Source organism: Streptomyces sp. NPDC046122 (assembly GCF_056429965.1).
The window spans coordinates 1,095,732-1,119,574 of sequence record NZ_JBWKLQ010000001.1; the positions used below are offsets into that span (position 1 = coordinate 1,095,732).

The window sequence follows — 23,843 nt, forward strand, 5'->3', positions numbered from 1 at the left end:
TCCTTTCTCACGCGCTGTGCCGTGCCGTGCTTCCGGCCGCGCGTTTTCGCGAACTTCCTCAGGACGGTCCCTGTGCCTCTTTCCGTACGTTCCCCCGGCGCGCCCGAAAGCGCTCCCCGGGACGCCGCCCCCTCTTCGGCGGAGTTGCTCGCGTTCGTACGCCGCACCGCCGCCGACGCCTCCCTGGTGGCCTCCCTCCCGCTCGATCCGGAAGGCCGTACCTGGGTACGACTGGACGGGCCCGGCGGCAGCGAGGCGTGGCTGATCGGCTGGCCGCCCGGCACCGGCACCGGCTGGCACGACCACGGCGGCTCGCACGGCGCCTTCGCCGCCGCGGCGGGCACCCTGCGCGAGGAGTCACTCGCGGCGCGCATCCCCACCGAGGGCTGGAAGACCCTCGAACTCGCCGACGGGGTCGACCGGCAGCGGCAGCTGACGGCCGGCCTGGGCCGTGCCTTCGGCGCGCACCATGTGCACCAGGTGCTGAACGAGTCGCGGCACGAGCACGCCGTCTCGGTGCACGCGTACTACCCTCCGCTGCCGATGATGCGGCGCTACAGCCGCACGGGCGCGGTGCTGCGTCTGGAGCACGTCGAGCGTCCCGGGGAGTGGGTGTGAGCAGCGAACGCATCGGTATCGACGAACTGCTGGAGCGGGTGCGCGAAGGGCTCGACCGGGTCGGGCCGCAGGAGGCGTACGACGCCGCCGCCTCGGGGGCGCTGCTGGTGGACATCCGGTACGCCGCGCTGCGGGAGCGGGACGGGCTGATTCCGGGGGCGCTCGTGGTGGAGCGCAACGAGCTGGAGTGGCGGCTCGATCCGCAGGGGAGCCACCGGGCCGCCGAGGCCACCAGTCATGACCTGCGGGTCGTGGTGATCTGCAACGAGGGGTACGCGTCGAGTCTCGCCGCCGCTTCGCTGCGGCAGTTGGGGCTGCACCGGGCGACGGACCTGGACGGCGGTTTCCAGGGGTGGCGCGCGGCGGGGCTGCCGGTGGAGCCGTAAGGATCACGCGGTGCGGGGCGCGTCCGGCGCGCCCCGGCTGCTGGGTCCTGAGCCCCATGCCGCCATGCCCCCACGCCCACACGCCCGCGCGTATGCCGCGGAGTAGTCACCTCGCTGCCGCATGCACGTCGTTGTCGCGGGACGGGATGCGCCGTCGCGGCTCAGAGCGGGTCGTAGTCCAGGCCGTCGGTGTTCTCGCCCTCTTCTTCGATGGCGCGTCTGACCACCCGCAGGGCCATGCCCTCCGGGTACCCCTTGCGGGCCAGCATGCCGGCGAGGCGGCGCAGCCGGCGGTCTCGTTCCAGGCCGCGGGTGGAGCGGAGCTTGCGGTCCACCAGCTCGCGGGCCCGCTCCTCCTCCTGGTCGGAGTCGAGCTGCCCCATGGCGTCGTCGATGAGAGTGGGTGCGACGCCCTTGTTGCGCAGCTCACGGGCGAGTGCCCGCCGGGCGAGGCCCCGCCCGTGATGGCGGGACTCCACCCAGGCATCAGCGAAGGCCGCGTCGTCGATGAGCCCGACCTCCTCGAAGCGGGACAGCACCTGGTCCGACACGTCATCGGGGATGCCCCGCTTCTGGAGGGCGTCCGCCAGCTGCTTGCGGGTGCGGGCGGTCCCGGTGAGCAGGCGCAGGCAGATCGCCCGTGCCTGCTCACCCGGGTCCTGAGGCGGCAGCCCCTTCCCGGCCCTCGACGGGACGGGGCTGCCACGGTCCTCGGCGTCCATGCCTTCGCTCGCGTCTCCCGGCCAGTCCGTCCTCCGGGTCACGGTCTAGCTCTTGGCTGCCGCGGGCTTGGCCGTCTTGGCCTTGGTCGCCGGAGCCGGGACCGCCTTCGCGTCGGCGGCAGCCGCAGCGCCGCCCGCCGCGTCCGCGCCGGGCTCGGCGCCCGGAGCCGCCGGCCTGACGCCGACGCCCAGCTTCACCTTGATCTTCTTCTCGATCTCGTCGGCGAGATCGGGGTTGTCCTTCAGGAAGTTGCGGGCGTTCTCCTTGCCCTGGCCGAGCTGGTCGCCCTCGTACGTGTACCAGGCGCCTGCCTTGCGCACGAAGCCGTGCTCCACGCCCATGTCGATCAGACCGCCCTCGCGGCTGATGCCCTGGCCGTAAAGAATGTCGAACTCGGCCTGCTTGAAGGGGGGCGCGACCTTGTTCTTGACGATCTTCACGCGGGTGCGGTTGCCGACCGCGTCGGTGCCGTCCTTGAGCGTCTCGATGCGCCGGATGTCGAGCCGCACCGAGGCGTAGAACTTCAGCGCGCGGCCACCGGTCGTGGTCTCCGGCGAGCCGAACATCACACCGATCTTCTCGCGGAGCTGGTTGATGAAGATCGCCGTGGTGCCGGACTGGTGCAGCGCACCAGTGATCTTGCGCAGCGCCTGGCTCATCAGCCGGGCCTGGAGACCGACGTGCGAGTCGCCCATCTCACCCTCGATCTCCGCGCGCGGCACGAGGGCCGCGACGGAGTCGATGACGATGAGGTCGATGGCGCCGGAGCGGACCAGCATGTCCACGATCTCGAGCGCCTGCTCGCCGGTGTCCGGCTGGGAGAGGATCAGGTTGTCCGTGTCCACGCCGAGCGCCTTGGCGTACTCGGGGTCGAGCGCGTGCTCCGCGTCCACGAACGCGACGGTGCCGCCGGCCTTCTGCGCGTTGGCCACGGCGTGCAGCGTCAGCGTCGTCTTACCGGAGGACTCCGGTCCGTACACCTCCACCACGCGGCCACGCGGCAGCCCGCCGACGCCGAGGGCGATGTCCAGGGCGGTCGACCCGGTGGAGATGACTTCGATGGGGTCGTTCGGCCGGTCGCCGAGGCGCATGACCGCGCCCTTGCCGAATTGCCGTTCAATCTGCGCGAGCGCGGCGTCGAGCGCCTTCTCGCGGTCGGTGCCTGCTGCCATGGGTTCCACCCGATTTGCTTGAGTCGATCGCTTCACGTCAAAGACGCTATCTCCTGCCACTGACAACGCGCCCCGGCGTCGTTCTGACCTGTGGATAACCCTCCGCAGCACCACGGCCAGAACCCCATCAGAATGGATGTTCGATTTTGCTGTCAAGCGCGCCACGCCCGTGACGACGGGGGCTGCGCCGGTCAGGCGTCGTCGTCGTCCGAGGACGGCGCCCGGCCCGGTGCCCGGCCCGACGCCCGGTCCGGGTCCGCCCCCTGCCGGCGATCCTCCCGCAGCGCGCGGCGCAGGCGCACCAGAGCCGGGGTGCCCCGGCGTCGCGGGCCCCTGCCGTGGACGCGCGGGTCGTCCGTCACGGCGTACCGCTTCACGTACGCGCCGAGGAAGGCCTGCAGGGTCGCGATGGCCGGGATCGCGATCAGCGCGCCGACGGCTCCCATCAGCGCGGTGCCCGCGACGACCGAGCCGAAGGCGACCGCCGGGTGGATGTCGACGGTCTTCGAGGTGAGTTTGGGTTGCAGCACGTAGTTCTCGAACTGCTGGTAGAACACCACGAACCCGAGTACCCACAGGGCGTACCAGGGGTTGACCGTGAAGGCGATCAGCATCGGCAGCGCCCCGGCCAGGTAGGTGCCGATCGTCGGGATGAACTGCGAGATGACCCCTACCCAGACCGCCAGGGCGGGCGCGTACGGCACGTCCAGGATCAGCAGCAGGATGTAGTGCGCGACGCCGGAGATGAGCGCCATCAGGCCGCGTGAGTAGATGTAGCCGCCGGTCTTGTCGACCGCGATCTCCCAGGCGCGCAGCACCTCCGCCTGGCGGGCAGGGGGCAGTACGGAGCACAGGGCGCGCCGCAGCCGGGGCCCGTCGGCAGCGAAGTAGAAGGAGAACAGGAAGATCGTCAGGAGCTTGAACAGCCCGCCGAGGACGGTCGCCGAGACGTCCAGCACGCCGGTCGCGCTGTTCTGCACGTACCTGCGCAGCCAGTCGGAGTTGAGGACGCTGTCCTGGACCTCGACGCGGGAGAGTTCCGTGTGGAACGTCTGGTTGATCCAGTTGATCACTTGGTCGAGGTACTGGGGGAAGTCCTCGACCATCTCGATGATCTGGCCGGCCAGCATCGACCCGAGCAGGACGACGAAGCCGACGCCGAAGGCCAGGACGCCGATGAAGACGATGAAGGTGGCGAGACCGCGCCGCATGCCGCGGGCCGCCATCCGGCCGACGGCCGGTTCGATGGCGAGGGCGAGGAAGAACGCGATCAGGATGTTGAGCAGCAGGCCGACGAGCTGGTGGAACGCCCAATTGCCCAGCTGGAAGCACGCGTAGAGCGCGAGCGCGAGCACCATGGCACGCGGCAGCCACCGGGGCATGCGGGCCGGGCCGCCGTTGTTCGGCCCCGCCGGCCCAGGGGGCGCCGGCGGCGGTGCGGTCGGCGGGTCTTCGTGCCCGGCGGGCTGGTCAGTGGGTGCCACGGAGCCAGTGTGTCCCATGCCCGGGACATCCGGCCGCTCGCCCTGTGTGCCCCGCACGTCAGCGCTTGTCCGCGGGGACGTCCATCGCGGCGCAGACGGCCCGCCACACGGCCTTCGCCTCCCAGCCGGCGTCCAGCGCCTGGTGCACCGTACGGCCGCCGAGTTCGGCCATCACATGGTCGCGGGCGAAGGAGTCGGCGTACGCCTCACCGAAGTGCTCCGCCATCCGCTCCCAGAAAATCGTCAACCGCATGACTCCAGTATCGCGCCCCTGAGAGTGCAGCCCGGCCCGCGGAGCTTGCCGACAGCGCTTTCCGCCCTACGGTCGTTCCATGGCTGGAATTGGGGCATCCCCCCTCGCACGCGCCGAGCACTTCGTCTGGCTGACCGCCCGTGTCCTCGAACAGCGGCGGTTCGCCTACCACTTCATGGACGGCGAGGCGGCCGCGGTCGAAGCGGCCCTCGCCCCCTATCAGGGAGAGGACGGTGGTTACGGCTATGCCCTGGAGCCCGATCTGCGCGGTCCCGTGAGCCAGCCGCTGCACGTCGCTCACGCGCTGCACGTCCTCGATTCGATCGGTCGCTGCGAGGGTCCGCGCGTGGAGCGGCTGTGCCGCTATCTGTCCGAGGTGTCGACGAAGGAGGGCGCGCTGCCCGCGGTGCACCCCTCGCTGCGCGGTTATCCGGCCGCGCCGTTCGTCCCGGTCGTCGACGACCCTCCGAGTGATCTCCTGGCGACGGGCCCGGTGGTGGGGGTCCTGCACCGCAACGAGGTGTGGCACGCGTGGCTCTTCAGAGCCACCGACTTCTGCTGGGCGGCGGTCGAGGCGCTGGAGAAGTCGCATCCGTACGAGATCCGGGCGGCGCTCGCCTTCCTGGACGGCGTGCCCGACCGGACGCGTGCGCGGGCGGCCGCGGACCGGCTCGGCCGGCTGGTGCGCGAGCAGCGGCTCGTGGTCCTGGATCCGGAACGGGCCGGGGAGCAGCCGGTCGCCGACGGGTACGCGCCGGGCGAGCACCACTTCGCGTACGACTACGCCCGTACGCCGGGGTCGCTCGCCCGTGGCTGGTTCACCGACGAGGAGATGAGCCGCTCGCTGGACTTCCTCGCCGCCGGGCAGCGGGAGGACGGGGGCTGGCCGATCCGCTGGCGGGAGTGGGCGCCGGGGACGGCCCTGGAGGCGCGTCCCGGCGTGACGATCGACGCGCTCCTGACGCTGCGGGCGTACGGGCGCGCCATCGGCTGACCTCCGGCGGGGCGTCGGCGCCCGCCAGTGCGCCGGGGGGCGCGCCGTGCCCTCAGCCGCCGATCGCCCGTACGCCCGCCGTGACGGCCACGGCGGCGCCCACCACGACGAGGAAGGGGGCGCGCAGGACGAGCGCGAGCGCCGCCGCCGCGACTCCCGCGCCCCGCGCGTCGAGTACCAGTTCCTGACCGGTGCTGAAGGTCTGCTGGGCGGTGAGCGCGGCCAGCAGGGCCACCGGCAGCAGGGCGGCCAGGCGCTTCACGAGCGGGCGTTCCAGGGCGCCGGCGGGGACCAGCAGCCCGAGCAGCTTGACGAGGTAGCAGCCGGCTGCGGTGGCGGCGATCGCGATCCAGACGCTCATCGGGCGTTCTCCTTCGCGGTGCGGCGGGCCCTGTGGCCCTGTACGCAGAGCAGCGCCGGGGCGGCGAGTGCGGCGACGAGCACCGGTACGCCCGCCGGGAGCAGGGGCAGGAAGCCGAGGGCCAGGAGCATCGCGAGGCCCGCGACGGCGCGTTCCGTCCGGGTACGGAGCATGGGGGCGAGCAGCGCGAGGAAGACGGCGGGGCTCGCCGCGTCGAGGCCCCACGCGTCCGTGTCGCCGATGGCCTCGGCGCCCAGTGCGCCGGCGAGGGTGGTGAGGTTCCACAGCACGTACAGGGACAGCCCCGTGACGGTGAAGCCGAGCCGGGCGCTGTGGCGCGAGGACTGCGCGAGCGTCACGGCCGTGGTTTCGTCGATCACCCAGTGCGCGGCGAAGGGACGTGCGAAGCGGGGCAGGGCGAGCAGCTGGGACAGCCGCAGCCCGTAGAACGCGTTGCGTACGCCGAGGAAGAAGGCGCCCGCGGCGGCGGTGAACGGATTGCCGCCCGCCGCGAGTGCTCCCACGAGGGCGAACTGCGAGGCGCCGGTGAACACGAGGAGGCTGAGCGCGCAGGTCTGGAGCAGGCTGAGGCCCGATCCCGCCGAGGTCACGCCGAAGGCGAAACCGGACAGCCCGACGGCGACGCCCACCCCGAGCGCGTCACGGACGACGGCGCTGTCCGGCTTCCCCTCGGGTGGTGTGTGGGGCGGTGTGCGTGTCGCTGGGGGTGATGTCTGTTCTGCCACGCCGGGACACTACGACGGGCCGCGGCGGCCGGTCTTGTACGTTCTTGCGCGTTCCCGCTGGTAGGCGCCGGGCGGCACCCCGACGATGCGGGTGAAGTGCCGGTTCAGATGCGGCTGGTCGCTGAAGCCGACGGCTGCGGCCGCGTCGGCGGGGGCGGTGCCGTCCTCCAGGAGCCGCCGGGCGCTGCGCACGCGCGCGTTGGTGAGCCAGGTGTGGGGCGGCATGCCGTACGCCGCCTTGAACGCGCGCAGGAGGGCGAACGGTCCGGTCCCGAGTTCGTTCGCGAGCTGTTCCAGGGAGGGCGGCTGTGCCATGCGCTCCTCCAGGAGGTTCCTGGCCAGGGCCGCCGTGCGGGCGCCGGCCGCGGTCGGCGTGCGCGCAGGAAGCGTCCGGCCGTGCCGGCGCAGCAGCCCGGCGACGGCGATGCGCAGCAGGCTGTCGGCGGCGAGGGCGTTGCCCTCCTCGGCCGCTCTGTGCACGGCGCGGATGATCCGCGCGGTGTGGGCGTCCTCGACGATGGTCTCGGCGAAGCCGGCCGTGCCGCGCAGGCTCGTCGTCTCGTCGGCGATGCCGGCGACCACCTCCGCCGAGGGGTAGAGGGTGGCGTACGACCATCCCTCGGGCACGCCGGCGTGCGCGGAGTGCGGCACCTCCGGGTTGATCATGACGACGGTGCCGGGGCGGGCCCTGATCGTTCCTTCCGGCATCACCACGTCCTCGATGCCCCGGAAGACCGCGCCGAGGACGAATCCCTCGTGGCTGTGCCGGGCGAAGGAGTGGCGCACGTAGCGGGCCCGCAGCAGGTCGAGGCCGGGGACTCCCGGGTACTGCCAGTGGCGCGCCCACTCGTCCGCGTCGCGTGGCTCCGTCGTCGCCATACAGCCATTCTGCGCCCGTCCGCGCGCCGCTGACCTGCGCGTCCATGTCCTGGACACCCGTTGTCAGTGGTCGGGTGCACGATGGGGGACATGTCCAGGACTGCGCTCGACTCGTTCTCGCCCGCGACCCGGGGCTGGTTCGCCGGGGCCTTCAGCGCGCCCACCGCCGCGCAGGAAGGCGCCTGGCAGGCCATCTCCGAGGGTTCGGACGTGCTGGTCGTGGCCCCGACCGGGTCCGGCAAGACTCTGGCCGCTTTTCTCGCCGCGCTCGACGGCCTGGCGTCCGAGCCGCCGCCCGCGGACCCGAGGAAGCGGTGCCGGGTGCTGTACGTGTCGCCGCTCAAAGCCCTCGCGGTCGACGTCGAGCGCAACCTCCGCAGCCCGCTCACCGGCATCCGTCAGGAGGCCGTACGCCTGGGCCTTCCCGAGCCGGACGTGCGCGTCGGCATCCGTTCCGGCGACACTCCCGCCGCCGAGCGGCGGTCTCTGGCGACGAAGCCGCCGGACATCCTCATCACCACGCCCGAGTCGCTGTTCCTGATGCTCACGTCCGCCGCCCGGGACGCCCTGGCCGGGATCGAGACGGTGATCCTGGACGAGGTGCACGCCGTCGCCGGGACCAAGCGCGGCGCTCACCTCGCCGTGTCGTTGGAGAGGCTCGACGAGCTGCTGCCGCGGCCTGCCCGCCGGATCGGTCTCTCGGCGACGGTCCGGCCGGTGGACGAGGTCGCCCGCTTCCTGTCGCCGCAGCGGCAGGCGGTGATCGTCCAGCCGCCCTCGGGCAAGGAGTTCGACCTGTCGGTGGTCGTCCCCGTGGAGGATCTCGGTGAACTGGGCGGCGCCCCCGCCAAGGGAGACGACGCGGGCGACAAGCCGTCCATCTGGCCGCACGTGGAGGAGCGCATCGCCGACCTCGTGCAGGCCCACCGCTCGACGATCGTCTTCGTCAACTCCCGCCGTCTCGCCGAGCGCCTGTGCAACCGGCTCAACGAGATCGCGTACGAACGGGCCACCGGCGAGCCCCTCCCGGACGACCACTCCCCCGCCGAGATCATGGCGGAGGCGGGTGCGGCCAGGGGAGCCCCGCCGCTGCTCGCCCGGGCGCACCACGGTTCGGTGTCCAAGGAGCAGCGCGCGCAGGTCGAGGAGGACCTCAAGGCGGGCCGGCTGCCTGCCGTCGTCGCCACCTCCAGTCTGGAGCTCGGCATCGACATGGGAGCGGTGGATCTCGTCGTCCAGGTCGAGTCACCGCCGTCCGTCGCCTCCGGCCTCCAGCGCGTCGGGCGCGCGGGCCACCAGGTCGGCGCGGTCTCGACCGGTGTGGTCTTCCCGAAGTACCGGGGCGACCTGGTCCAGTCGGCCGTCGTCACCGAGCGCATGCGCAGCGGTTCCATCGAGGCCCTGCGCGTTCCCGCGAACCCGCTCGACGTACTGGCGCAGCAGCTCGTCGCCATGGTCGCGCTCGACACCTGGCAGGCGGACGACCTGCTGGCCGTGGTCCGCCGGGCGGCCCCCTTCGCCTCGCTCCCCGAATCCGCCTTCACCGCCGTGCTCGACATGCTGGCAGGCCGCTATCCGTCCGACGCCTTCGCCGAGCTGCGTCCCCGCGTCGTCTGGGACCGCATCGCCGGTACGGTCACGGGCCGGCCGGGGGCGCAGCGCCTCGCCGTCACCTCCGGCGGCACCATCCCCGACCGCGGGCTCTTCGGGGTCTTCCTGGCCGGAGCCGACCCGAAGCGGGGCGGCGGCCGTGTGGGCGAGCTCGACGAGGAGATGGTCTACGAGTCCCGGGTGGGCGACGTCTTCACCCTCGGCACCACCTCGTGGCGCATCGAGGACATCACGCGCGACCGGGTGCTGGTCTCTCCCGCCCCCGGCGTGCCGGGACGGCTGCCCTTCTGGAAGGGCGACCAGCTCGGCCGTCCCCTCGAACTGGGCCGCGCCCTGGGAGCGTTCGTCCGCGAGGTCGGCTCCCTCGCCCCCGACGACGCCCGGCTGCGGCTGACCGCGGCCGGCCTGGACGCCTGGGCCGCCGAGAACGTCCTGTCGTACCTCGACGAGCAGCGCCGCGCCGCCGGTCACGTGCCGGACGACCGCACCATCGTCGTGGAGCGGTTCCGCGACGAGCTGGGCGACTGGCGGGTCGTCGTCCATTCCCCGTTCGGCGCCCAGGTGCACGCCCCCTGGGCGCTGGCGCTCGGCACCCGCCTGACGGAGCGGTACGGCATGGACGCCCAGGTCATGCACGCCGACGACGGCATCGTGCTGCGTCTGCCCGACGCCGACCTCATGGGCCTGGACCTCCTCGACGAAGAGCCGGTCCGGCAGAGCACGGAGTTCGACAGCGACCAGGCCCCGCTGGGCGCCGCCGACGTGGCGTTCGACAAGGGCGAGATCCATCAGATCGTCACCGACCAGGTCGGCGGCTCGGCGCTGTTCGCCGCCCGGTTCCGCGAGTGCGCCGCCCGTGCGCTCCTGCTGCCGCGCCGCAGCCCGGGCAAGCGCACCCCGTTGTGGCAGCAGCGCCAGCGCGCGTCCCAGCTGCTCCAGGTCGCCTCCGAGTTCGGCTCGTTCCCCATCGTGCTGGAAGCCGTGCGGGAGTGCCTCCAGGACGTCTTCGACGTACCGGGCCTCACCGAGCTCATGGGCGACATCGAATCCCGGCGCGTCCGGCTCGTCGAGGTGACCACGCCCGAGCCGTCCCCGTTCGCCCGCTCGCTCCTCTTCGGCTACGTCGCCCAGTTCCTGTACGAGGGCGACTCGCCCCTCGCCGAACGGCGCGCCGCCGCGCTCTCCCTGGACTCCCGACTGCTGGCCGAGCTGCTCGGTCAGGCGGAGCTGCGCGAGCTGCTCGACGCCGAGGTCCTGACCGAGCTGGAGCAGGAACTGCAGTGGCTGACCGAGGACCGCCGGGTCAAGGACAGCGAGGGCGTCGCCGATCTCCTGCGGGTCCTGGGCCCGCTCACCGACGCCGAACTGGCGGCGCGGGGCGCCGAGCCGGGGTGGGCCGAGACACTGTCGACTGCCCGCCGGGCCATCCGGGTCCGCATCGGGGGCGCCGACCACTGGGCGGCGGTCGAGGACGCGGGCCGGCTGCGCGACGCACTGGGCACCGCGCTTCCGGTGGGCGTGCCGGAAGCGTTCACGGAGCCCGTCAAGGACCCGCTCGGGGACATCCTGGCCCGTTTCGCCCGTACGCACGGGCCGTTCACGTCGGCCGCGGCCGCCGCCCGGTTCGGTCTGGGGGCCGCGGTCACGGACGGCGCGCTGCAACGCCTCACGGCGAGCGGCCGCGTCGTCCAGGGCGAGTTCCACCCCGCGGGCATCGGCCAGGAATGGTGCGACGCGACGGTGCTGCGCCGCCTGCGTCGCCGGTCCCTCGCGGCCCTGCGCCAGGAGCTGGAACCTGTCCCGCCCGCCGCGCTCGCCACGTTCCTCCCCCAGTGGCAGCACCTGGGCAGCAGCAGCCTGCGCGGCATCGACGGACTGGTCCGCGCCGTCGAGCAGTTGCAGGGCGCGTCCGTCCCCGCGTCCGCGCTGGAGAAGCTGGTCCTCCCGTCCCGCGTCGCGGGGTACTCCCCCGCCATGCTCGACGAGCTGACCACCACGGGCGAGATCCTCTGGGCGGGGTCGGGCGCCCTGCCGGGCAAGGACGGCTGGGTGTCCCTGTACCTCGCCGACGCGGCGCCCCTGCTGCTCCCGCCGCCGCACCCGCTCGAACTCACCGCGCTGCACGAGTCGGTCCTCACCACCCTCTCCGGCGGGTACGGCCTCTTCTTCCGTCAGATCGCCGACCAGGTCCGCGCCACGACCCACCCCGACTGCACCGACCCCCAACTGGCCGACGCCCTGTGGGACCTGGCCTGGTCCGGCCGTCTGACAAACGACACCCTCGCTCCCCTGCGCTCCCTCCTGGGCTCGGGCCGTACGGCGGGCTCCACCGCCCACCGCGCGAAACGCACGGTCCCGCGCGGCCGTTACGGCACGCTCAGCGCGGCCGCCCGCACCGCCTCCCGCACCGGCCCGCCCACGGTCTCCGGCCGCTGGTCCCTGCTTCCCGCCCAGGAACCGGATCCCACCCACCGCGCCCACGCGCTCGCCCGCACCCTGCTCGACCGGCACGGCGTGGTGACACGCGGCGCGGTCGCCGCCGAAGGGGTCGAGGGCGGTTTCTCGGCGACGTACCGCATCCTCGCCGCGTTCGAGGACAGCGGCCAGGCGCGGCGGGGTTACGTCGTGGAGGGCCTGGGCGCCGCCCAGTTCGCGATGGACGGCGCGGTCGACCGCCTGCGCGCGGCGGCCACCGCACGCGAGCGCGCGGAGGGCGATTCCCCGCACCGGGCGGTGGTCCTCGCGGCCGCCGACCCGGCCAACGCGTACGGCGCGGCTCTGCCCTGGCCGGATCCGCCGTCCGGCGCGGGCCACAAACCCGGCCGCAAGGCCGGAGCCCTGGTCGTCCTCGTCGACGGCGAACTGGCGCTCTACATGGAGCGTGGCGGCAAGACGCTGCTGGGCTGGCCCACCGGCCCGGACGACCCGTCGGCGTCCGACCCCCGCCTCACCGCGGCGGCCGAAGCCCTGGCCGCGGCCGCCCGGCAGGGCTCCCTGGGCACGGTCACGGTGGAGCGCACCAACGGCGTTCCCGCCCTGACGTCACCCCTGGGCAAGACCCTGGAAGCGGCAGGCTTCCACCCCACGCCCCGAGGACTCCGCCTCCGCCCCTGACGCCGGCCCGCCCACTCCCGCGACGCGGGAGGCGGCCGAAGTACCGCGCCCCGCCCCACCCACCGCATCATGGACCCATGCCCGAAGGAGACACCGTCTGGCAGGCCGCCCAGCGCCTGCACACCGCCCTGGCCGGGCACCGCCTCACCCGCGCCGACCTCCGCGTGCCCCGTTTCGCCACGTCCGACCTGACCGACCGCACCGTTTTGGAGGTCACCCCCCGCGGCAAACACCTCCTCGCCCGCGTCGAGGGCGGCCTCACGCTCCACTCCCACCTCGGCATGGACGGCGCCTGGAAGATCTACGCCCCCGGGGAACGATGGCGCGGCGGCCCCGACCACCAGATCCGCGCCGTCCTCGGCACCGAAGAGCGCACCGCGGTGGGCTACCGCCTCCCCGTGCTCGAACTCCTGCGCACCCAGGACGAGGCCGAGGCCGTCGGCCACCTCGGCCCCGACCTCCTCGGCCCGGACTGGGACCTCGACGAAGCGCTCCGCCGGCTCCTGGCCGCCCCCGACCGCCCCCTCGGCGAAGCCCTCCTCGACCAGCGCAATCTCGCCGGCATCGGAAACGTCTACAAGTCCGAGCTGTGCTTCTTCGCCCGCGTCACCCCCTGGCTGCCCCTCGGTGAACTTCCCGCCCCCGAGCGCCTGGTCGCTGCCGCCAAACGCATCCTGGAGGCCAACCGCGACCGCCCCCGCCGCCGCACCACACTCCGCGAACGCGCCCCCACTCCCCTCGTGTACGTGTACGGCCGCGCCGGCCGCCCCTGCCTGCGCTGCGGCGCCACCATCCGACACGCCGAGCAGGGCGAAGCCGGCCGCCTGCGCCCCACCTACTGGTGCCCCCGCTGCCAGTCGGGCCCGACGCCCTGACCGCGGTCGCCCCCAGAGCAGTTGACGGTCCGTCAGTTTCGGTCGTACGGTCCCCGCATGCCCCTTACGGCGTACGACCTCACCGGCCGCACCGCACTCGTCACCGGAGCCGCGAGCGGCATCGGGCGGGCGAGCGCGCTCCTGCTGGCCGAAGCCGGCGCCACCGTGCACTGCGCGGACCGCGACGAGAACGGCCTTCACGAGACCACCACCCTGATCGCCGAGGCGGGCGGCGCGGCCCACCCGCACGGGCTGGACGTCACCGACAGGGCCCGCCTCGCGGAGGCGGTCGCGACAGCCGGCCGCGTCGACATCCTCGCGGCCGTCGCCGGCGTCATGCACCACAGCACCGTCCTGGAGACCCTGGACGAGGACCTCGACCGCGTCCTGGCGATCAACTTCAAGGGTGTGCTGTACGCCTGCCAGGAGGCGGCCCGTGCCATGATCGCCGCCAGGCGCCCCGGCAGCATCGTCACCATGGCGTCGGGTGCGGTGGACGCGGCCCACGCCGGCCTGCTCTGCTACAGCGCCGCCAAGGCCGCCGTCGTGCAGCTCACGAGGACGCTCGCCACCGAACTGGGACCGCACTCCATCCGCGTGAACGCCGTGGCGCCCGGCTGGATCCGGACTCCCATGACCGACCGCCACGACGCCGCGCTCCAGCACCGCGCCGAGGCCGCCATGGCCGGCGCGTCTCCACTGGGCCGCGTGGGCGAGCCCGAGGACATCGCACACGCCGTACTCCACCTGGCATCCGACGCCTCCGCCTTCACGACGGGCCAGATCCTCCGCCCGAACGGCGGCGTACTGATGCCCTGGTAGCCCGGTCCGCCGCCGGGACCACGGCACACGAACGGCCGGCGGCGGGCGGCTTCCGGAACCCTGCGCCGCACCCCCACGGCGACGCGGCAATGCCCTCGAAACCCCGCACGCCACCCCCACACCCCCCGCGCCACCCCCACACACCCCGACGGAGCCCGCCCCCAACGCACCCGCCCCGGGAAGCGCGACCGGCACCCCTACCCGTCGCGCCCCCTCCCCCGGCCACCACGCCGCCACACCCCGGCGCCCCCCCGCCCCGCCCCCGCGGCCCCCCGCCGCAGCGCCCGGACGCCCCCACGTCCCAGCGCCCGCGCGAGCCGGGAGGCGGTGTGCGCCCCCACCCCCGGCGTACGCCGGTTCCCACGCCGGCGCCTCGCGTCCACCCCCGCCGCGGCCGCCGACACCGCGTGAACCGGCAGCAGGCTCAGCCCCCAGCCGCCCGCCGCCACCGCGCCCTCCACCACCCCCGTCCGCTCCGGCGCCAGCACCAGTCGCAGCACGGCGCACCACCACACCGCGCCGAGCACCAGCGCGGGCACCAGGACCGCCCGGCGTCCCCGGAAGTCACGCCACGCCATGGCTGCCTCCTCCGACCGACGCTAGACGGGCCCCCACACACGACGGGAGGGCGCACCGGAAGCACGCGCCCCGGCGCACCCGCCCGCACCGGACACCGCACGCGCCCGCGCCCCACGCCCCCGCTCTCCGCGCCTACTCGCTCTCGGCCCTGAACATCCACGCATGCTTCTCGAGGTCCGCCGTCAGCCCGATGATGATGTCCTGGCTCACCGGATCCGGATCGGCCGTGGCCTCGATCCGTTCCCGCATCCGCCCGACGACGACCCCGAGCGCGTCGACCAGGATCCGTACTGCGTCCACGTCCTTGATCCACCCCGACGGCACCTCCCGGATCGCCGTCGCACGCGCCACGCTCGCCGATCGCCCGTCCGGATTGACGCCGAGCGCGGAGGCCCGCTCCGCGACCGCGTCGGAGTGCAGCCTCGCCGTGCCGACCACCTCGTCGAGCTGCAGGTGTACGGACCGGAAGCGCGGCCCCACCACGTTCCAGTGGACCTGCTTGGCCACCAGCGACAGGTCCACGAGGTCCACGAGTGCGCCCTGCAGGGCCTCGCCCACCACCTTGAGATCCGCCTCGGGCAGGGTGCTCTTCACGACAGACATCCGTTTTCCTCCTCAGAGAACCGGGGCGACCGGTACGAGCACGAGACCGGCGCGCGAGAGCGACCCGATCCGGTCTCAGGGACCCGGCGCAGTCTCACCACCATGGCACAAACGCCCCAAAACGGTCACACGAGAACGTGGAAGAGCCCCGGGGGTCCCTCAGGACCCACCGGGGCTCTCGCACAAGCCTCAGACCGCGTGCACCGCGGCCACAGAGGTCACCACGGTCAGGCGGCGACCACGTCCACCGCTTCCGCGGGTGCCTTGATCGTCACCCGCTCCGGTGGCACACCTGCCACCGACGTCACCGAAACGGAATTGAGCATCGGGCGTACCGGTGGACGCACCGGCTCGCTCGCAGCCGACTCCGCCAGCTCAGCCAGCGACAACTCATCACTCACTTCGCGCATGAGCTCGGACATCCGTACATCGAGCGCGTCGCAGATAGCGGAGAGCAGTTCGGAGGAAGCCTCCTTCTGCCCCCGCTCCACCTCGGAAAGATAGCCGAGTGAAACTCGGGCGGACGAGGAGACTTCGCGCAGAGTACGGCCCTGGCGCTGGCGCTGCCGACGCAGCACGTCACCAAGCAGGCGACGGAGCAGAATCATCGGTGGCTCCCTCCTCGGACCGCGTAGCCGCATCCTTCACGCCCCACCGTACCGCCTCGCGCTGCGGCCGTGCGGGGAGCGATGTCGTGTTCACTCAGGGCTGCAAACATCAATTCCCCCCGTTCTGTTCCGTATCCTGTGCCCGCGCATTTTCGTCCAGTTCGCCGGAGAGCAGGGTCAGTACGCTCCGCACACTCTCCATACGGATTTCCGCCCGGCCCCCGTTCAACCTCAACCGGGCCACTTTCCCGGATCCCTCCGGCCCGGCGACGGCCACGAAGACCGTCCCGACGGGCTGCCCGTCCTGGGCGTCCGGCCCCGCGACACCGGTGGTCGCGATGCCCCAGCCCGCTCCGAGCGCCCGTCGCACTCCTGCCGCCATCTGCCGCGCGACCTCGGGATCCACGGCCCCGCGCTGCTCCAGCAGTGCCGCGTCGACCCCCAGGACGTCCCGCTTGATCTCCGTCGCGTACGCAGTGACGCCCCCGCGGAAGACCCTCGACGCCCCGGGTACGGAGGTCAGCTCCGCGGCCACCAGACCACCGGTGAGCGATTCGGCGACGGCGAGCGTCTCCCCCCGCCCGGCCAGCAGCTCCAGCACCTCGGCCGCACCACTCACACCCCGCGACGGCTCCTCGACGGCCCCACGCACGCCCCCCGACGCCTCCAGCACCCCATCCGCACCACGCACGCCCCGTTCCGGGCCCAGCCCCTCAGCGGCGCCCCTCGCGGCCTCCACAGCCCAGCCCGTCACCGTGACGCCTCCGCCGCGATCCCGGCCCGACGCAGCACGACCGCCTGCCGCACGTAGTCGAGCCCCGTCGCGACCGTCAGCACGACCGCCGCCGCCATGACCCAGAACCGCAGCGTCGCGAGAGGCCCGGTCAGTGCGAGCACGTACATCCCGACCGCCACGCCCTGCATGAGCGTCTTCATCTTGCCGCCTCGGCTGGCCGGAATGACCCCGTGCCTGATCACCCAGAAGCGCAGCACCGTGATGCCGAGCTCCCGGAAGAGGATGACGCCCGTCACCCACCACGGCAGGTCCCCGAGCGCCGAGAGGCAGATCAGCGCGGCGCCCATGATCGCCTTGTCGGCGATCGGGTCGGCGATCTTCCCGAAGTCGGTGACCAGGTTGTACGTACGCGCCAGGTGCCCGTCGAAGATGTCGGTGATCATCGCGACGGCGAACGCGGCCCACGCCCAGGCGCGCCAGGCGGGGTCGTACCCGCCGTCCTGGAGCATCAGCATCACGAAGCCGGGCACCAGGACCAGCCGCATCATGGTCAGGATGTTGGCGATGTTCCACAGGCTGGCCTGATTGACGGCCGCAGCGCCCAGCTTGCCGCCGGGCGCCGGCTTCGCGCCGGTTCCACCGGCAGCGGATGCCGGGACTCCGGTCATCTGCCTGCCTCCTCGTCGGGGGTCTGGGGGTCGCCTCCCAGCAGTTCGCTGTGCTCGGCCACCAGATCCACACCCTCGGTCCCGACCACCTTCGCGGAGACCATACGGCCCACGGTCAGCCCCTCGGCCGACGTGAACAGCACCTGGCCGTCCGTCTCGGGCGCCTGGTGCGCCGCACGGCCCACCGCGCCGTCGTCACCGTCCACCGACTCGACCAGCACCTCGACCGTCTCGCCGAGACGCTCCTCGGCCCGCTGGGCGGTCAGTTCGTCCGCGAGCCGCGAGATGTGCTCCAGCCGCTCGGCGATGACCTCGGCGTCCAGCTTGTTGTCGTACGTGACGGCCTCGGTTCCCTCCTCGTCGGAGTATCCGAAAACGCCGATCGCATCCAGTCTCGCACTCGTGAGGAAACGCTCCAGCTCGCCGAGGTCCGCCTCGCTCTCACCGGGGAAGCCGACGATGAAGTTGGACCGCACACCGGCCTGCGGCGCCTTCCCGCGGATCGTCTCCAGCAGCTCCAGGAAGCGATCGGTGTCCCCGAAGCGCCGCATGGAGCGCAGCACGCCGGCCGCCGAGTGCTGGAAGGACAGGTCGAAGTACGGGGCGATCTTCGGCGTGGACGTCAGCACGTCGATCAGTCCCGGCCGCATCTCCGCGGGCTGCAGGTAGCTGACTCGTACGCGCTCGATGCCGTCCACCTCGGCCAGCTCGGGCAGCAGCGTCTCGAGGAGCCGGATGTCGCCGAGGTCCTTGCCGTACGACGTGTTGTTCTCGGAGACCAGCATGATCTCCTTCACGCCCTGCTCGGCCAGCCAGCGCGTCTCGCCCAGTACGTCGGACGGACGCCGCGAGATGAACGATCCGCGGAACGACGGGATGGCGCAGAAGGAGCACCTGCGGTCGCATCCGGACGCGAGCTTCACTGAGGCGACGGGGCTGGTTCCCAGGCGCTGGCGCAGCGGCGCACGCGGGCCCGACGCGGGCGCGAGGCCCTCGGGCAGGTCCTCGGGGGGCGTGTCCTGAGCGTGTCCGGGGAGCGCCACGTCGGGGGTGTCCTGCCGCTCGGCAGGGCTGATGGGCAGCAGCTTGCGCCGGTCGCGCGGGGTGTGGGAGGCGTGGATGCCGCCGTTGAGGATCGTCTGGAGGCGGTCGGAGATGTCGGCGTAGTCGTCGAATCCGAGTACGCCGTCGGCCTCGGGCAGCGCTTCCTGGAGTTCCTTGCCGTACCGCTCGGCCATGCAGCCCACGGCGACGACGGCCTGGGTCTTGCCGTGATCCTTCAGATCGTTGGCTTCGAGCAGGGCGTCGACGGAGTCCTTCTTGGCGGCTTCGACGAATCCGCAGGTGTTGACGACGGCGACGTCCGCGTCCGAGGCGTCCTCGACGAGCTGCCAGCCGTCCGCTGCCAAGCGGCCTGCCAGCTCCTCCGAGTCCACCTCATTACGGGCGCAGCCAAGAGTGACAAGGGCGACGGTGCGGCGTTCGGGCATGGACTCAAGACTACTTTGTCCCGGCGCGCGCCCCCGCCGCGAGGGTTGCCCGGAGCCTGACGCCCCGGGTCCGGGCCGCCCCGGCCGCCTTCCGGCCCTGCCCCGGGGCCGGAAGGCACGAGGTCAGCCGGCCTCGGGGTCGCCCTTGGTGTACGTCAGCCGCTGGACCTGTCCGGCCTGGAACTCGTCGCCGACCTCCTTGCCGTTCACGAACAGCTGCATCGCGCCGGCGTCACCGAGCACGAGGTCGATCTTCTCCTTGTCGGTGAAGGTCTTGGACTCGCCCTTGAGCAGCAGGCCGTCGAAGAGCAGCCGGCCGTTGTGGTCCTTCGCCGAGATCCAGCTCTTGCGGTCCTTGGCGGTGAGGGCGACCGTCACCTGGTCCTGCGGGACGGCCGCGATGGCGCTGTCCGACGGGTCGGGCTTGGGGTCGGCGGGCTTGGTCGGGGCGGGCTTGGCGGGCTTGGTCGCGGCGGGCGTCGAGCCCGCGACGTCCCGGGAGCCGCCGCTGCCGTCGTTGCCGTTGAACAGCGTGAAGCCGACGAAGCCGACGACGGCGACGATCGCGGCGACCATGGCCGCGGTCCAGTTGGGGCGGCGGGCCTCCGGACGGATGCGTTCCGCCTCGAAGAGCGGCGCCGCGGGTGTGGGCGCGGGACGTCCGCCGTGCTCGTCGTCGTACTGCGCGACGAGGACGTCCGGATCGAGGCCTACGGCGCGGGCGAGCGTACGGATGTGGCCGCGCGCGTACACGTCGCCGCCGCAGCGGCTGTAGTCGTCCTGCTCGATCGCGTGCACGATGGGGATGCGCACCCGGGTCGAGCCGCTGACCTCGTCGACCGTCAGACCCGCGTCCACACGGGCCTGCTGGAGAGCGCGTCCGATCGAGGGCCGGTCGTCTTCGAAGGAAGGCCGGTCGTCTTCGGGAGAGTTGCCGATGGACACGGGGGCGCCTTTCGAGCGTGAGCCACCTGCTGGATGTTCAGTCTAGGGGGGGTACGAAAGCGTCGGGCAACTGGGAGGGCGGAGTTTGTACGCCATCAGAATCTCCTGACAGCCCGATGGTGACACCATCTGCCTCCCCCTCCCCTCAACTGGACGTACGAACCGGGGAAACGGTTGCCCACCCACCTCTTACGGGTGAGAATCTCCCCGGATCATAGCGAGCATTTCATCCAATTCGTCCGGTTTGACGAGTACATCGCGCGCCTTCGATCCCTCACTCGGCCCCACGATGTTCCGCGACTCCATCAGATCCATCAGCCTGCCCGCCTTCGCGAAGCCGACACGCAGTTTCCGCTGGAGCATCGAGGTCGAGCCGAACTGGGTGGACACGACGAGCTCGGCCGCCTGGCACAGCAGGTCCAGGTCGTCACCGATATCCTCGTCGATTTCCTTCTTCTTCGCCGTCCCGGCCACGACGTCGTCGCGGAAGACCGGCGCCATCTGGTCCTTGCAGTGCTGGACGATCGCCGTGACCTCGTCCTCGGTGACGAACGCGCCCTGCATACGGGTCGGCTTGTTCGCCCCCATCGGCAGGAACAGGCCGTCGCCCTTGCCGATCAGCTTCTCCGCGCCCGGCTGGTCGAGGATGACCCGGCTGTCCGCGAGCGAGGAGGTCGCGAAGGCGAGCCTCGAGGGCACGTTCGCCTTGATCAGACCGGTGACGACGTCCACGGAGGGCCGCTGGGTGGCGAGCACCAGATGAATGCCGGCGGCGCGGGCCAACTGGGTGATGCGGACGATGGAGTCCTCCACGTCCCGCGGCGCGACCATCATGAGGTCCGCCAGCTCGTCGACGATGACCAGCAGGTACGGGTATGGCGAGAGCTCGCGCTCGCTGCCCTCCGGCGACTTCACCTTGCCGGTGCGCACCGCCTGGTTGAAGTCGTCGATGTGCCGGTAGCCGTACGCCGCGAGGTCGTCGTACCGCAGGTCCATCTCGCGCACGACCCACTGGAGCGCCTCGGCGGCCCGCTTGGGGTTGGTGATGATCGGCGTGATCAGGTGCGGGATGCCCTCGTACGCCGTGAGCTCGACGCGCTTCGGGTCGACCAGCACCATCCGTACGTCCTCGGGGGTCGCCCGCACCATGACCGAGGTGATGAGGCAGTTGATGCAGGACGACTTGCCCGACCCCGTGGCGCCCGCGACCAGGACGTGCGGCATCTTCGCGAGGTTGGCCATCACATAGCCGCCCTCGACGTCCTTGCCGAGCGCGACGAGCATCGGATGGTCGTCCTCGGCCGCGTCCGCGAGGCGCAGCACATCGCCGAGGTTGACCATCTCGCGGTCGGTGTTGGGGATCTCGATGCCGACGGCGGACTTGCCGGGGATCGGACTGATGATGCGCACGTCGGGGCTGGCGACGGCGTACGCGATGTTCTTGGCGAGCGCCGTGATCCGCTCGACCTTGACGGCCGGTCCCAGCTCCACCTCGTAGCGCGTGACCGTCGGCCCGCGGGTGAAGCCGGTGACGGCCGCGTCGACCTTGAACTCCGTGAACACGGTGGTCAGCGAGGCGACCACGGCGTCGTTGGCGGCGCTGCGCGTCTTGCCCGGACCGCCGCGCTCCAGCAGGTCGAGCGACGGCAGGGCGTAGGTGATGTCGCCGGCGAGCTGGAGCTGCTCGGCGCGGGGCGGCAGCGGCTGGGAGACCTCGGGCTGCGCCTTGGTCAGATCCGCCACCTTCGACCCGGACGCGGAGCCGGACCGCGGCCCCGACCCGGCCGCGGGACCCGGCCCGGACCCGGAGCCCGACCCGGACGCCGGCGCGGGCACGGGCGTGCGTTCCACCTTCCCGACGCCCTCGCGTGCCGACGGCACACCCGCCGGGCGCTCGGTCGAGACCCCCTGCGTCAGATCGGCGACGAGCGCCGACGGCGGCAGTCCGTTCAGTACGGCGCCGTCCAGCGCGGCGGCGGCCGCCGCGGCGACGTCGACGGCGTCCATGGCGCGCGGCGCGGACGCGGACTGGGGCGCGGCCCTGCGGGGACGGCGGCGCCGCGTGAGCGCCTCTTCCTCCGCGAGCTCCGCGTCGTACTCGGCGGGCGCAGGCGCCCGGCGCGCGGGCGAGCGGCGCGCGCCGGCGGGCAGCGCCTCGCGCCACTGCTCGTCGTACCGCTCGTCGTCCTCGGACTCGTCGTAGTACCCGGGCGGCGCGGCGAGGATGCCCAGCATGATGCCGAGCTGCCGCAGCCGCTCCGGGACGGCGTTGACCGGCGTGGCGGTGACGACGAGCAGGCCGAAGACGGTGAGCAGCAGCAGGAGCGGGACGGCGAGAACGGTGCCCATGGTGAAGGTCAGCGGCGTGGCGGCTGCCCACCCGATCAGTCCGCCGGCGTCCTGCAGGCCCTCGATGCCGTCGCCGCGGGCGGGCGCTCCGCAGGCGACGTGGACTTGCCCGAGGATGCCGACGACGAGCGCGGAGAGCCCGATGACGATCCGGCCGTTGGCCTCGGGCTTCTCCGGGTGCAGGATGAGCCGTACGGCGACGACGCCCAGCAGTATCGGCACCAGCAGGTCGAGCCGCCCGAAGGCGCCGGTCACCAGCATTTTGACGAGGTCGCCGACCGGCCCGCGCAGCTGGGCCCACGTGCCGGCGGCGACGATCAGCGCGAGACCGAGCAGGAGCAGCGCGACCCCGTCCTTGCGGTGGGCCGGGTCGAGCCCCTTCGCGCCGCGCCCTATGCCGCGGAACATCGCGCCCACGCCGTGCGCGAGGCCCAGCCAGAGGGCGCACACGAGCCGGTACACACCACCGGTGGGCGACGGCGCCGCCTTGGCGGCCCTGGCCGCGGCCTTCTTGGCGGGCGCCTTCTTCACCGGCGCCCGTTTCGCCGACGCGGCCTTCTTCGCCGCGACGGCGGACTTCTTGACGGGCGCCGCTCTCTTCGAGGCGCCGGTGGTACGCCCGGCGCGCGGCTTCGCGGCGCCCGCCGTGCCCTGGGAACCCTTGCCGGACGTACGTGAGGCCATGGTGGTGAGGTTACCGGTGCGGGACGCGACGGACACGCGTGCCCACCGCTTCACCCGTTCGTGTCGTGCCCCGCCCGGCGGGAAACTGACGCCGCCTCACCGGGCCACCGGAGTCCGGCCGGTGCGCCCGACGGGTGTCCGCGTTCCGCGTCGCGCGCTCGGTCACCGCGACGCCCGGACGCCGCGACGCCCAGCGCCGAGTCGTTCGGTGCCGTGCCGTTCAGCGGTACGTCGCTCAGTGCTGCGACGGGAAGGGGGGCGCCGCGCCACTGGTCCCCGGTTCGAGCGCGTCGAGTGCCCGGCGCAGCCCGGTGAGCTTGCGCTCCAGGTGAGCGGCCGTAGCCACGGCCGCGGCGTCCGCGGACTCGTCGTCCAGCTGCTTGGAGAGCGCCTCGGCCTGCTCCTCCACGGCGGCGAGCCGCGCGGAGAGTTCGGCGAGCAGTCCGGCGGGCTCCTTCGTCTCGCCCACACCGCCCGCCTGGCCGCCGCCCTCCAGCTGGAGGCGCAGCAGCGCCGCCTGCTCCCGCAGTTGGCAGTTCTTCATGTACAGCTCGACGAAGACCGAGACCTTCGCCCGCAGCACCCACGGGTCGAACGGCTTCGAGATGTAGTCCACCGCGCCGGCCGCGTAACCCCGGAAGGTGTGGTGCGGACCGTGGTTGATCGCGGTGAGAAAGATGATCGGAATGTCCCGGGTTCGCTCCCGCCGCTTGATGTGCGCGGCGGTCTCGAAACCGTCCATGCCCGGCATTTGGACGTCCAGCAGGATGACTGCGAAATCGTCCGTCAGCAGCGCTTTGAGCGCTTCCTCCCCTGACGATGCCCGTACCAGTGTCTGATCCAGCGCAGAGAGGATGGCCTCCAGCGCCAACAGATTCTCCGGCCGGTCATCGACCAGGAGGATCTTGGCCTTCTGCACCATGGCCCGCCCTCCTCGCCCCGGCAGTGCACCGGGCGCCGCCCCAGGGGACGACTCTCTTGCGTCGCCCGTCCTTGTGCCGGTCATGGTAGCCGCACCCCGCCTGTCGCCACACCCTGTCACCGCGATGTCACTGTGCACGTAGCAGAAACGCGGTGGGAGACCAGAAGGTTCCCCGCATGCCGCGCGCTCACACGCCTTCGGCCACAGTCAGTCAGCGACCC

22 protein-coding genes are annotated in these 23,843 nt (G+C 72.5%); 6 read left to right on the forward strand and 16 right to left on the reverse strand.

The annotated features are described in order from the left end of the window. Nucleotides 1-72 precede the first annotated feature (72 nt). Nucleotides 73-618, forward strand: a complete 546-nt coding sequence (locus AC07FK_RS04700) for a cupin domain-containing protein (protein WP_479102474.1) — start codon at nt 73-75, stop codon at nt 616-618. Then, complete coding sequence (locus AC07FK_RS04705) at nt 615-1,004, forward strand: rhodanese-like domain-containing protein (RefSeq protein WP_479102476.1); 390 nt, start codon at nt 615-617, stop codon at nt 1,002-1,004. Before AC07FK_RS04700 ends, AC07FK_RS04705 begins: the two co-directional genes overlap by 4 nt. A gap of 161 nt (nt 1,005-1,165) precedes the next feature. Here the strand turns inward: AC07FK_RS04705 and recX are convergent, their stop codons facing one another. The 4 genes from recX to AC07FK_RS04725 form a co-directional block, all read right to left on the reverse strand. Next, nucleotides 1,166-1,768 (reverse strand): recombination regulator RecX, encoded by a 603-nt coding sequence (gene recX / locus AC07FK_RS04710; protein WP_479102477.1) that lies wholly within the window; start codon nt 1,766-1,768, stop codon nt 1,166-1,168. Nucleotides 1,769-1,771: 3 nt separating this feature from the next. After that, entirely contained in the window at nt 1,772-2,908 is a 1,137-nt protein-coding gene (gene recA, locus AC07FK_RS04715) for a recombinase RecA (RefSeq protein WP_479102596.1), read from the reverse strand. 182 nt (nt 2,909-3,090) lie between these two features. Beyond that, the gene (locus AC07FK_RS04720) at nt 3,091-4,383 is read right to left on the reverse strand and encodes an AI-2E family transporter (RefSeq protein ID WP_479102479.1); all 1,293 of its coding nucleotides are present in this window, start codon (nt 4,381-4,383) and stop codon (nt 3,091-3,093) included. A gap of 58 nt (nt 4,384-4,441) precedes the next feature. Then, a complete protein-coding gene (locus AC07FK_RS04725; protein ID WP_479102480.1) occupies nt 4,442-4,636 on the reverse strand; it encodes a DUF3046 domain-containing protein in 195 nt (64 codons plus the stop codon). Between the two features lie 79 nt (nt 4,637-4,715). On the opposite strand from AC07FK_RS04725, the gene AC07FK_RS04730 reads away from it, so the two are divergent. Then, on the forward strand, nt 4,716-5,630 hold the full coding sequence (locus AC07FK_RS04730) for a hypothetical protein (protein ID WP_479102481.1): 915 nt from the start codon (nt 4,716-4,718) through the stop codon (nt 5,628-5,630). Between the two features lie 52 nt (nt 5,631-5,682). On the opposite strand, the gene AC07FK_RS04735 is transcribed toward AC07FK_RS04730, so the two are convergent. The 3 genes from AC07FK_RS04735 to AC07FK_RS04745 are packed head-to-tail and all read right to left on the reverse strand — an operon-like array spanning nt 5,683 to nt 7,616. Further along, nucleotides 5,683-5,991, reverse strand: coding sequence for an AzlD domain-containing protein (locus AC07FK_RS04735; RefSeq protein WP_479102482.1), 309 nt, complete (start codon nt 5,989-5,991; stop codon nt 5,683-5,685). Continuing rightward, nucleotides 5,988-6,737, reverse strand: a complete 750-nt coding sequence (locus AC07FK_RS04740) for an AzlC family ABC transporter permease (protein WP_479102484.1) — start codon at nt 6,735-6,737, stop codon at nt 5,988-5,990. The genes AC07FK_RS04735 and AC07FK_RS04740 overlap by 4 nt, the downstream gene beginning before the upstream one ends. 9 nt (nt 6,738-6,746) lie before the next feature. Next, nucleotides 6,747-7,616: an AraC family transcriptional regulator gene (locus tag AC07FK_RS04745; RefSeq protein ID WP_479102486.1), complete on the reverse strand. Its 870-nt coding sequence runs from the start codon at nt 7,614-7,616 to the stop codon at nt 6,747-6,749. Between the two features lie 90 nt (nt 7,617-7,706). Between AC07FK_RS04745 and AC07FK_RS04750 the strand changes: the two genes are divergently transcribed. The 3 genes from AC07FK_RS04750 (at nt 7,707) to AC07FK_RS04760 (ending at nt 14,038) form a co-directional block, all read left to right on the forward strand. Continuing rightward, nucleotides 7,707-12,341 carry an ATP-dependent helicase gene (locus tag AC07FK_RS04750; protein WP_479102488.1) on the forward strand — a complete coding sequence of 1,545 codons (4,635 nt, stop codon included), beginning with the start codon at nt 7,707-7,709 and terminating at the stop codon, nt 12,339-12,341. A 77-nt stretch (nt 12,342-12,418) separates the two neighbouring features. After that, nucleotides 12,419-13,216, forward strand: coding sequence for an Fpg/Nei family DNA glycosylase (locus tag AC07FK_RS04755; protein WP_479102490.1), 798 nt, complete (start codon nt 12,419-12,421; stop codon nt 13,214-13,216). Between the two features lie 57 nt (nt 13,217-13,273). Continuing rightward, nucleotides 13,274-14,038 carry an SDR family NAD(P)-dependent oxidoreductase gene (locus AC07FK_RS04760; protein ID WP_479102491.1) on the forward strand — a complete coding sequence of 255 codons (765 nt, stop codon included), beginning with the start codon at nt 13,274-13,276 and terminating at the stop codon, nt 14,036-14,038. A 197-nt stretch (nt 14,039-14,235) separates the two neighbouring features. On the opposite strand, the gene AC07FK_RS04765 is transcribed toward AC07FK_RS04760, so the two are convergent. The 9 genes from AC07FK_RS04765 to AC07FK_RS04805 form a co-directional block, all read right to left on the reverse strand. Beyond that, nucleotides 14,236-14,616, reverse strand: coding sequence for a hypothetical protein (locus tag AC07FK_RS04765; RefSeq protein WP_479102493.1), 381 nt, complete (start codon nt 14,614-14,616; stop codon nt 14,236-14,238). Nucleotides 14,617-14,749: 133 nt separating this feature from the next. Then, complete coding sequence (locus tag AC07FK_RS04770; protein ID WP_479102495.1) at nt 14,750-15,220, reverse strand: Dps family protein; 471 nt, start codon at nt 15,218-15,220, stop codon at nt 14,750-14,752. 227 nt (nt 15,221-15,447) lie between these two features. After that, entirely contained in the window at nt 15,448-15,828 is a 381-nt protein-coding gene (locus AC07FK_RS04775; RefSeq protein ID WP_028814221.1) for a helix-turn-helix domain-containing protein, read from the reverse strand. A 109-nt stretch (nt 15,829-15,937) separates the two neighbouring features. Then, complete coding sequence (locus tag AC07FK_RS04780; RefSeq protein WP_479102497.1) at nt 15,938-16,447, reverse strand: CinA family protein; 510 nt, start codon at nt 16,445-16,447, stop codon at nt 15,938-15,940. A 131-nt stretch (nt 16,448-16,578) separates the two neighbouring features. Then, nucleotides 16,579-17,232 (reverse strand): CDP-diacylglycerol--glycerol-3-phosphate 3-phosphatidyltransferase, encoded by a 654-nt coding sequence (pgsA, locus tag AC07FK_RS04785; protein WP_479102499.1) that lies wholly within the window; start codon nt 17,230-17,232, stop codon nt 16,579-16,581. Then, the gene (gene rimO, locus AC07FK_RS04790) at nt 17,229-18,722 is read right to left on the reverse strand and encodes a 30S ribosomal protein S12 methylthiotransferase RimO (protein ID WP_479102500.1); all 1,494 of its coding nucleotides are present in this window, start codon (nt 18,720-18,722) and stop codon (nt 17,229-17,231) included. The genes pgsA and rimO overlap by 4 nt, the downstream gene beginning before the upstream one ends. A gap of 123 nt (nt 18,723-18,845) precedes the next feature. Then, nucleotides 18,846-19,667 (reverse strand): helix-turn-helix domain-containing protein, encoded by an 822-nt coding sequence (locus AC07FK_RS04795; protein ID WP_479102502.1) that lies wholly within the window; start codon nt 19,665-19,667, stop codon nt 18,846-18,848. A 189-nt stretch (nt 19,668-19,856) separates the two neighbouring features. Then, a complete protein-coding gene (locus AC07FK_RS04800; protein ID WP_479102504.1) occupies nt 19,857-22,700 on the reverse strand; it encodes a DNA translocase FtsK in 2,844 nt (947 codons plus the stop codon). Nucleotides 22,701-22,935: 235 nt separating this feature from the next. Further along, the gene (locus AC07FK_RS04805; RefSeq protein ID WP_479102506.1) at nt 22,936-23,622 is read right to left on the reverse strand and encodes a response regulator; all 687 of its coding nucleotides are present in this window, start codon (nt 23,620-23,622) and stop codon (nt 22,936-22,938) included. Nucleotides 23,623-23,843: the final 221 nt, after the last annotated feature.

Coding starts and splice junctions, on each gene's coding strand:
- AC07FK_RS04735 (WP_479102482.1), bottom strand. CDS start 5,991: ATGAGCGTCTGGATCGCGATCGCCGCCACCGCAGCCGGCTGCTACCTC.
- AC07FK_RS04760 (WP_479102491.1), top strand. CDS start 13,274: ATGCCCCTTACGGCGTACGACCTCACCGGCCGCACCGCACTCGTCACC.
- rimO (WP_479102500.1), bottom strand. CDS start 18,722: ATGCCCGAACGCCGCACCGTCGCCCTTGTCACTCTTGGCTGCGCCCGT.
- AC07FK_RS04745 (WP_479102486.1), bottom strand. CDS start 7,616: ATGGCGACGACGGAGCCACGCGACGCGGACGAGTGGGCGCGCCACTGG.
- AC07FK_RS04750 (WP_479102488.1), top strand. CDS start 7,707: ATGTCCAGGACTGCGCTCGACTCGTTCTCGCCCGCGACCCGGGGCTGG.
- AC07FK_RS04805 (WP_479102506.1), bottom strand. CDS start 23,622: ATGGTGCAGAAGGCCAAGATCCTCCTGGTCGATGACCGGCCGGAGAAT.
- AC07FK_RS04725 (WP_479102480.1), bottom strand. CDS start 4,636: ATGCGGTTGACGATTTTCTGGGAGCGGATGGCGGAGCACTTCGGTGAG.
- AC07FK_RS04765 (WP_479102493.1), bottom strand. CDS start 14,616: ATGGCGTGGCGTGACTTCCGGGGACGCCGGGCGGTCCTGGTGCCCGCG.
- AC07FK_RS04730 (WP_479102481.1), top strand. CDS start 4,716: ATGGCTGGAATTGGGGCATCCCCCCTCGCACGCGCCGAGCACTTCGTC.
- AC07FK_RS04800 (WP_479102504.1), bottom strand. CDS start 22,700: ATGGCCTCACGTACGTCCGGCAAGGGTTCCCAGGGCACGGCGGGCGCC.
- AC07FK_RS04770 (WP_479102495.1), bottom strand. CDS start 15,220: ATGTCTGTCGTGAAGAGCACCCTGCCCGAGGCGGATCTCAAGGTGGTG.
- AC07FK_RS04775 (WP_028814221.1), bottom strand. CDS start 15,828: ATGATTCTGCTCCGTCGCCTGCTTGGTGACGTGCTGCGTCGGCAGCGC.
- pgsA (WP_479102499.1), bottom strand. CDS start 17,232: ATGACCGGAGTCCCGGCATCCGCTGCCGGTGGAACCGGCGCGAAGCCG.
- AC07FK_RS04755 (WP_479102490.1), top strand. CDS start 12,419: ATGCCCGAAGGAGACACCGTCTGGCAGGCCGCCCAGCGCCTGCACACC.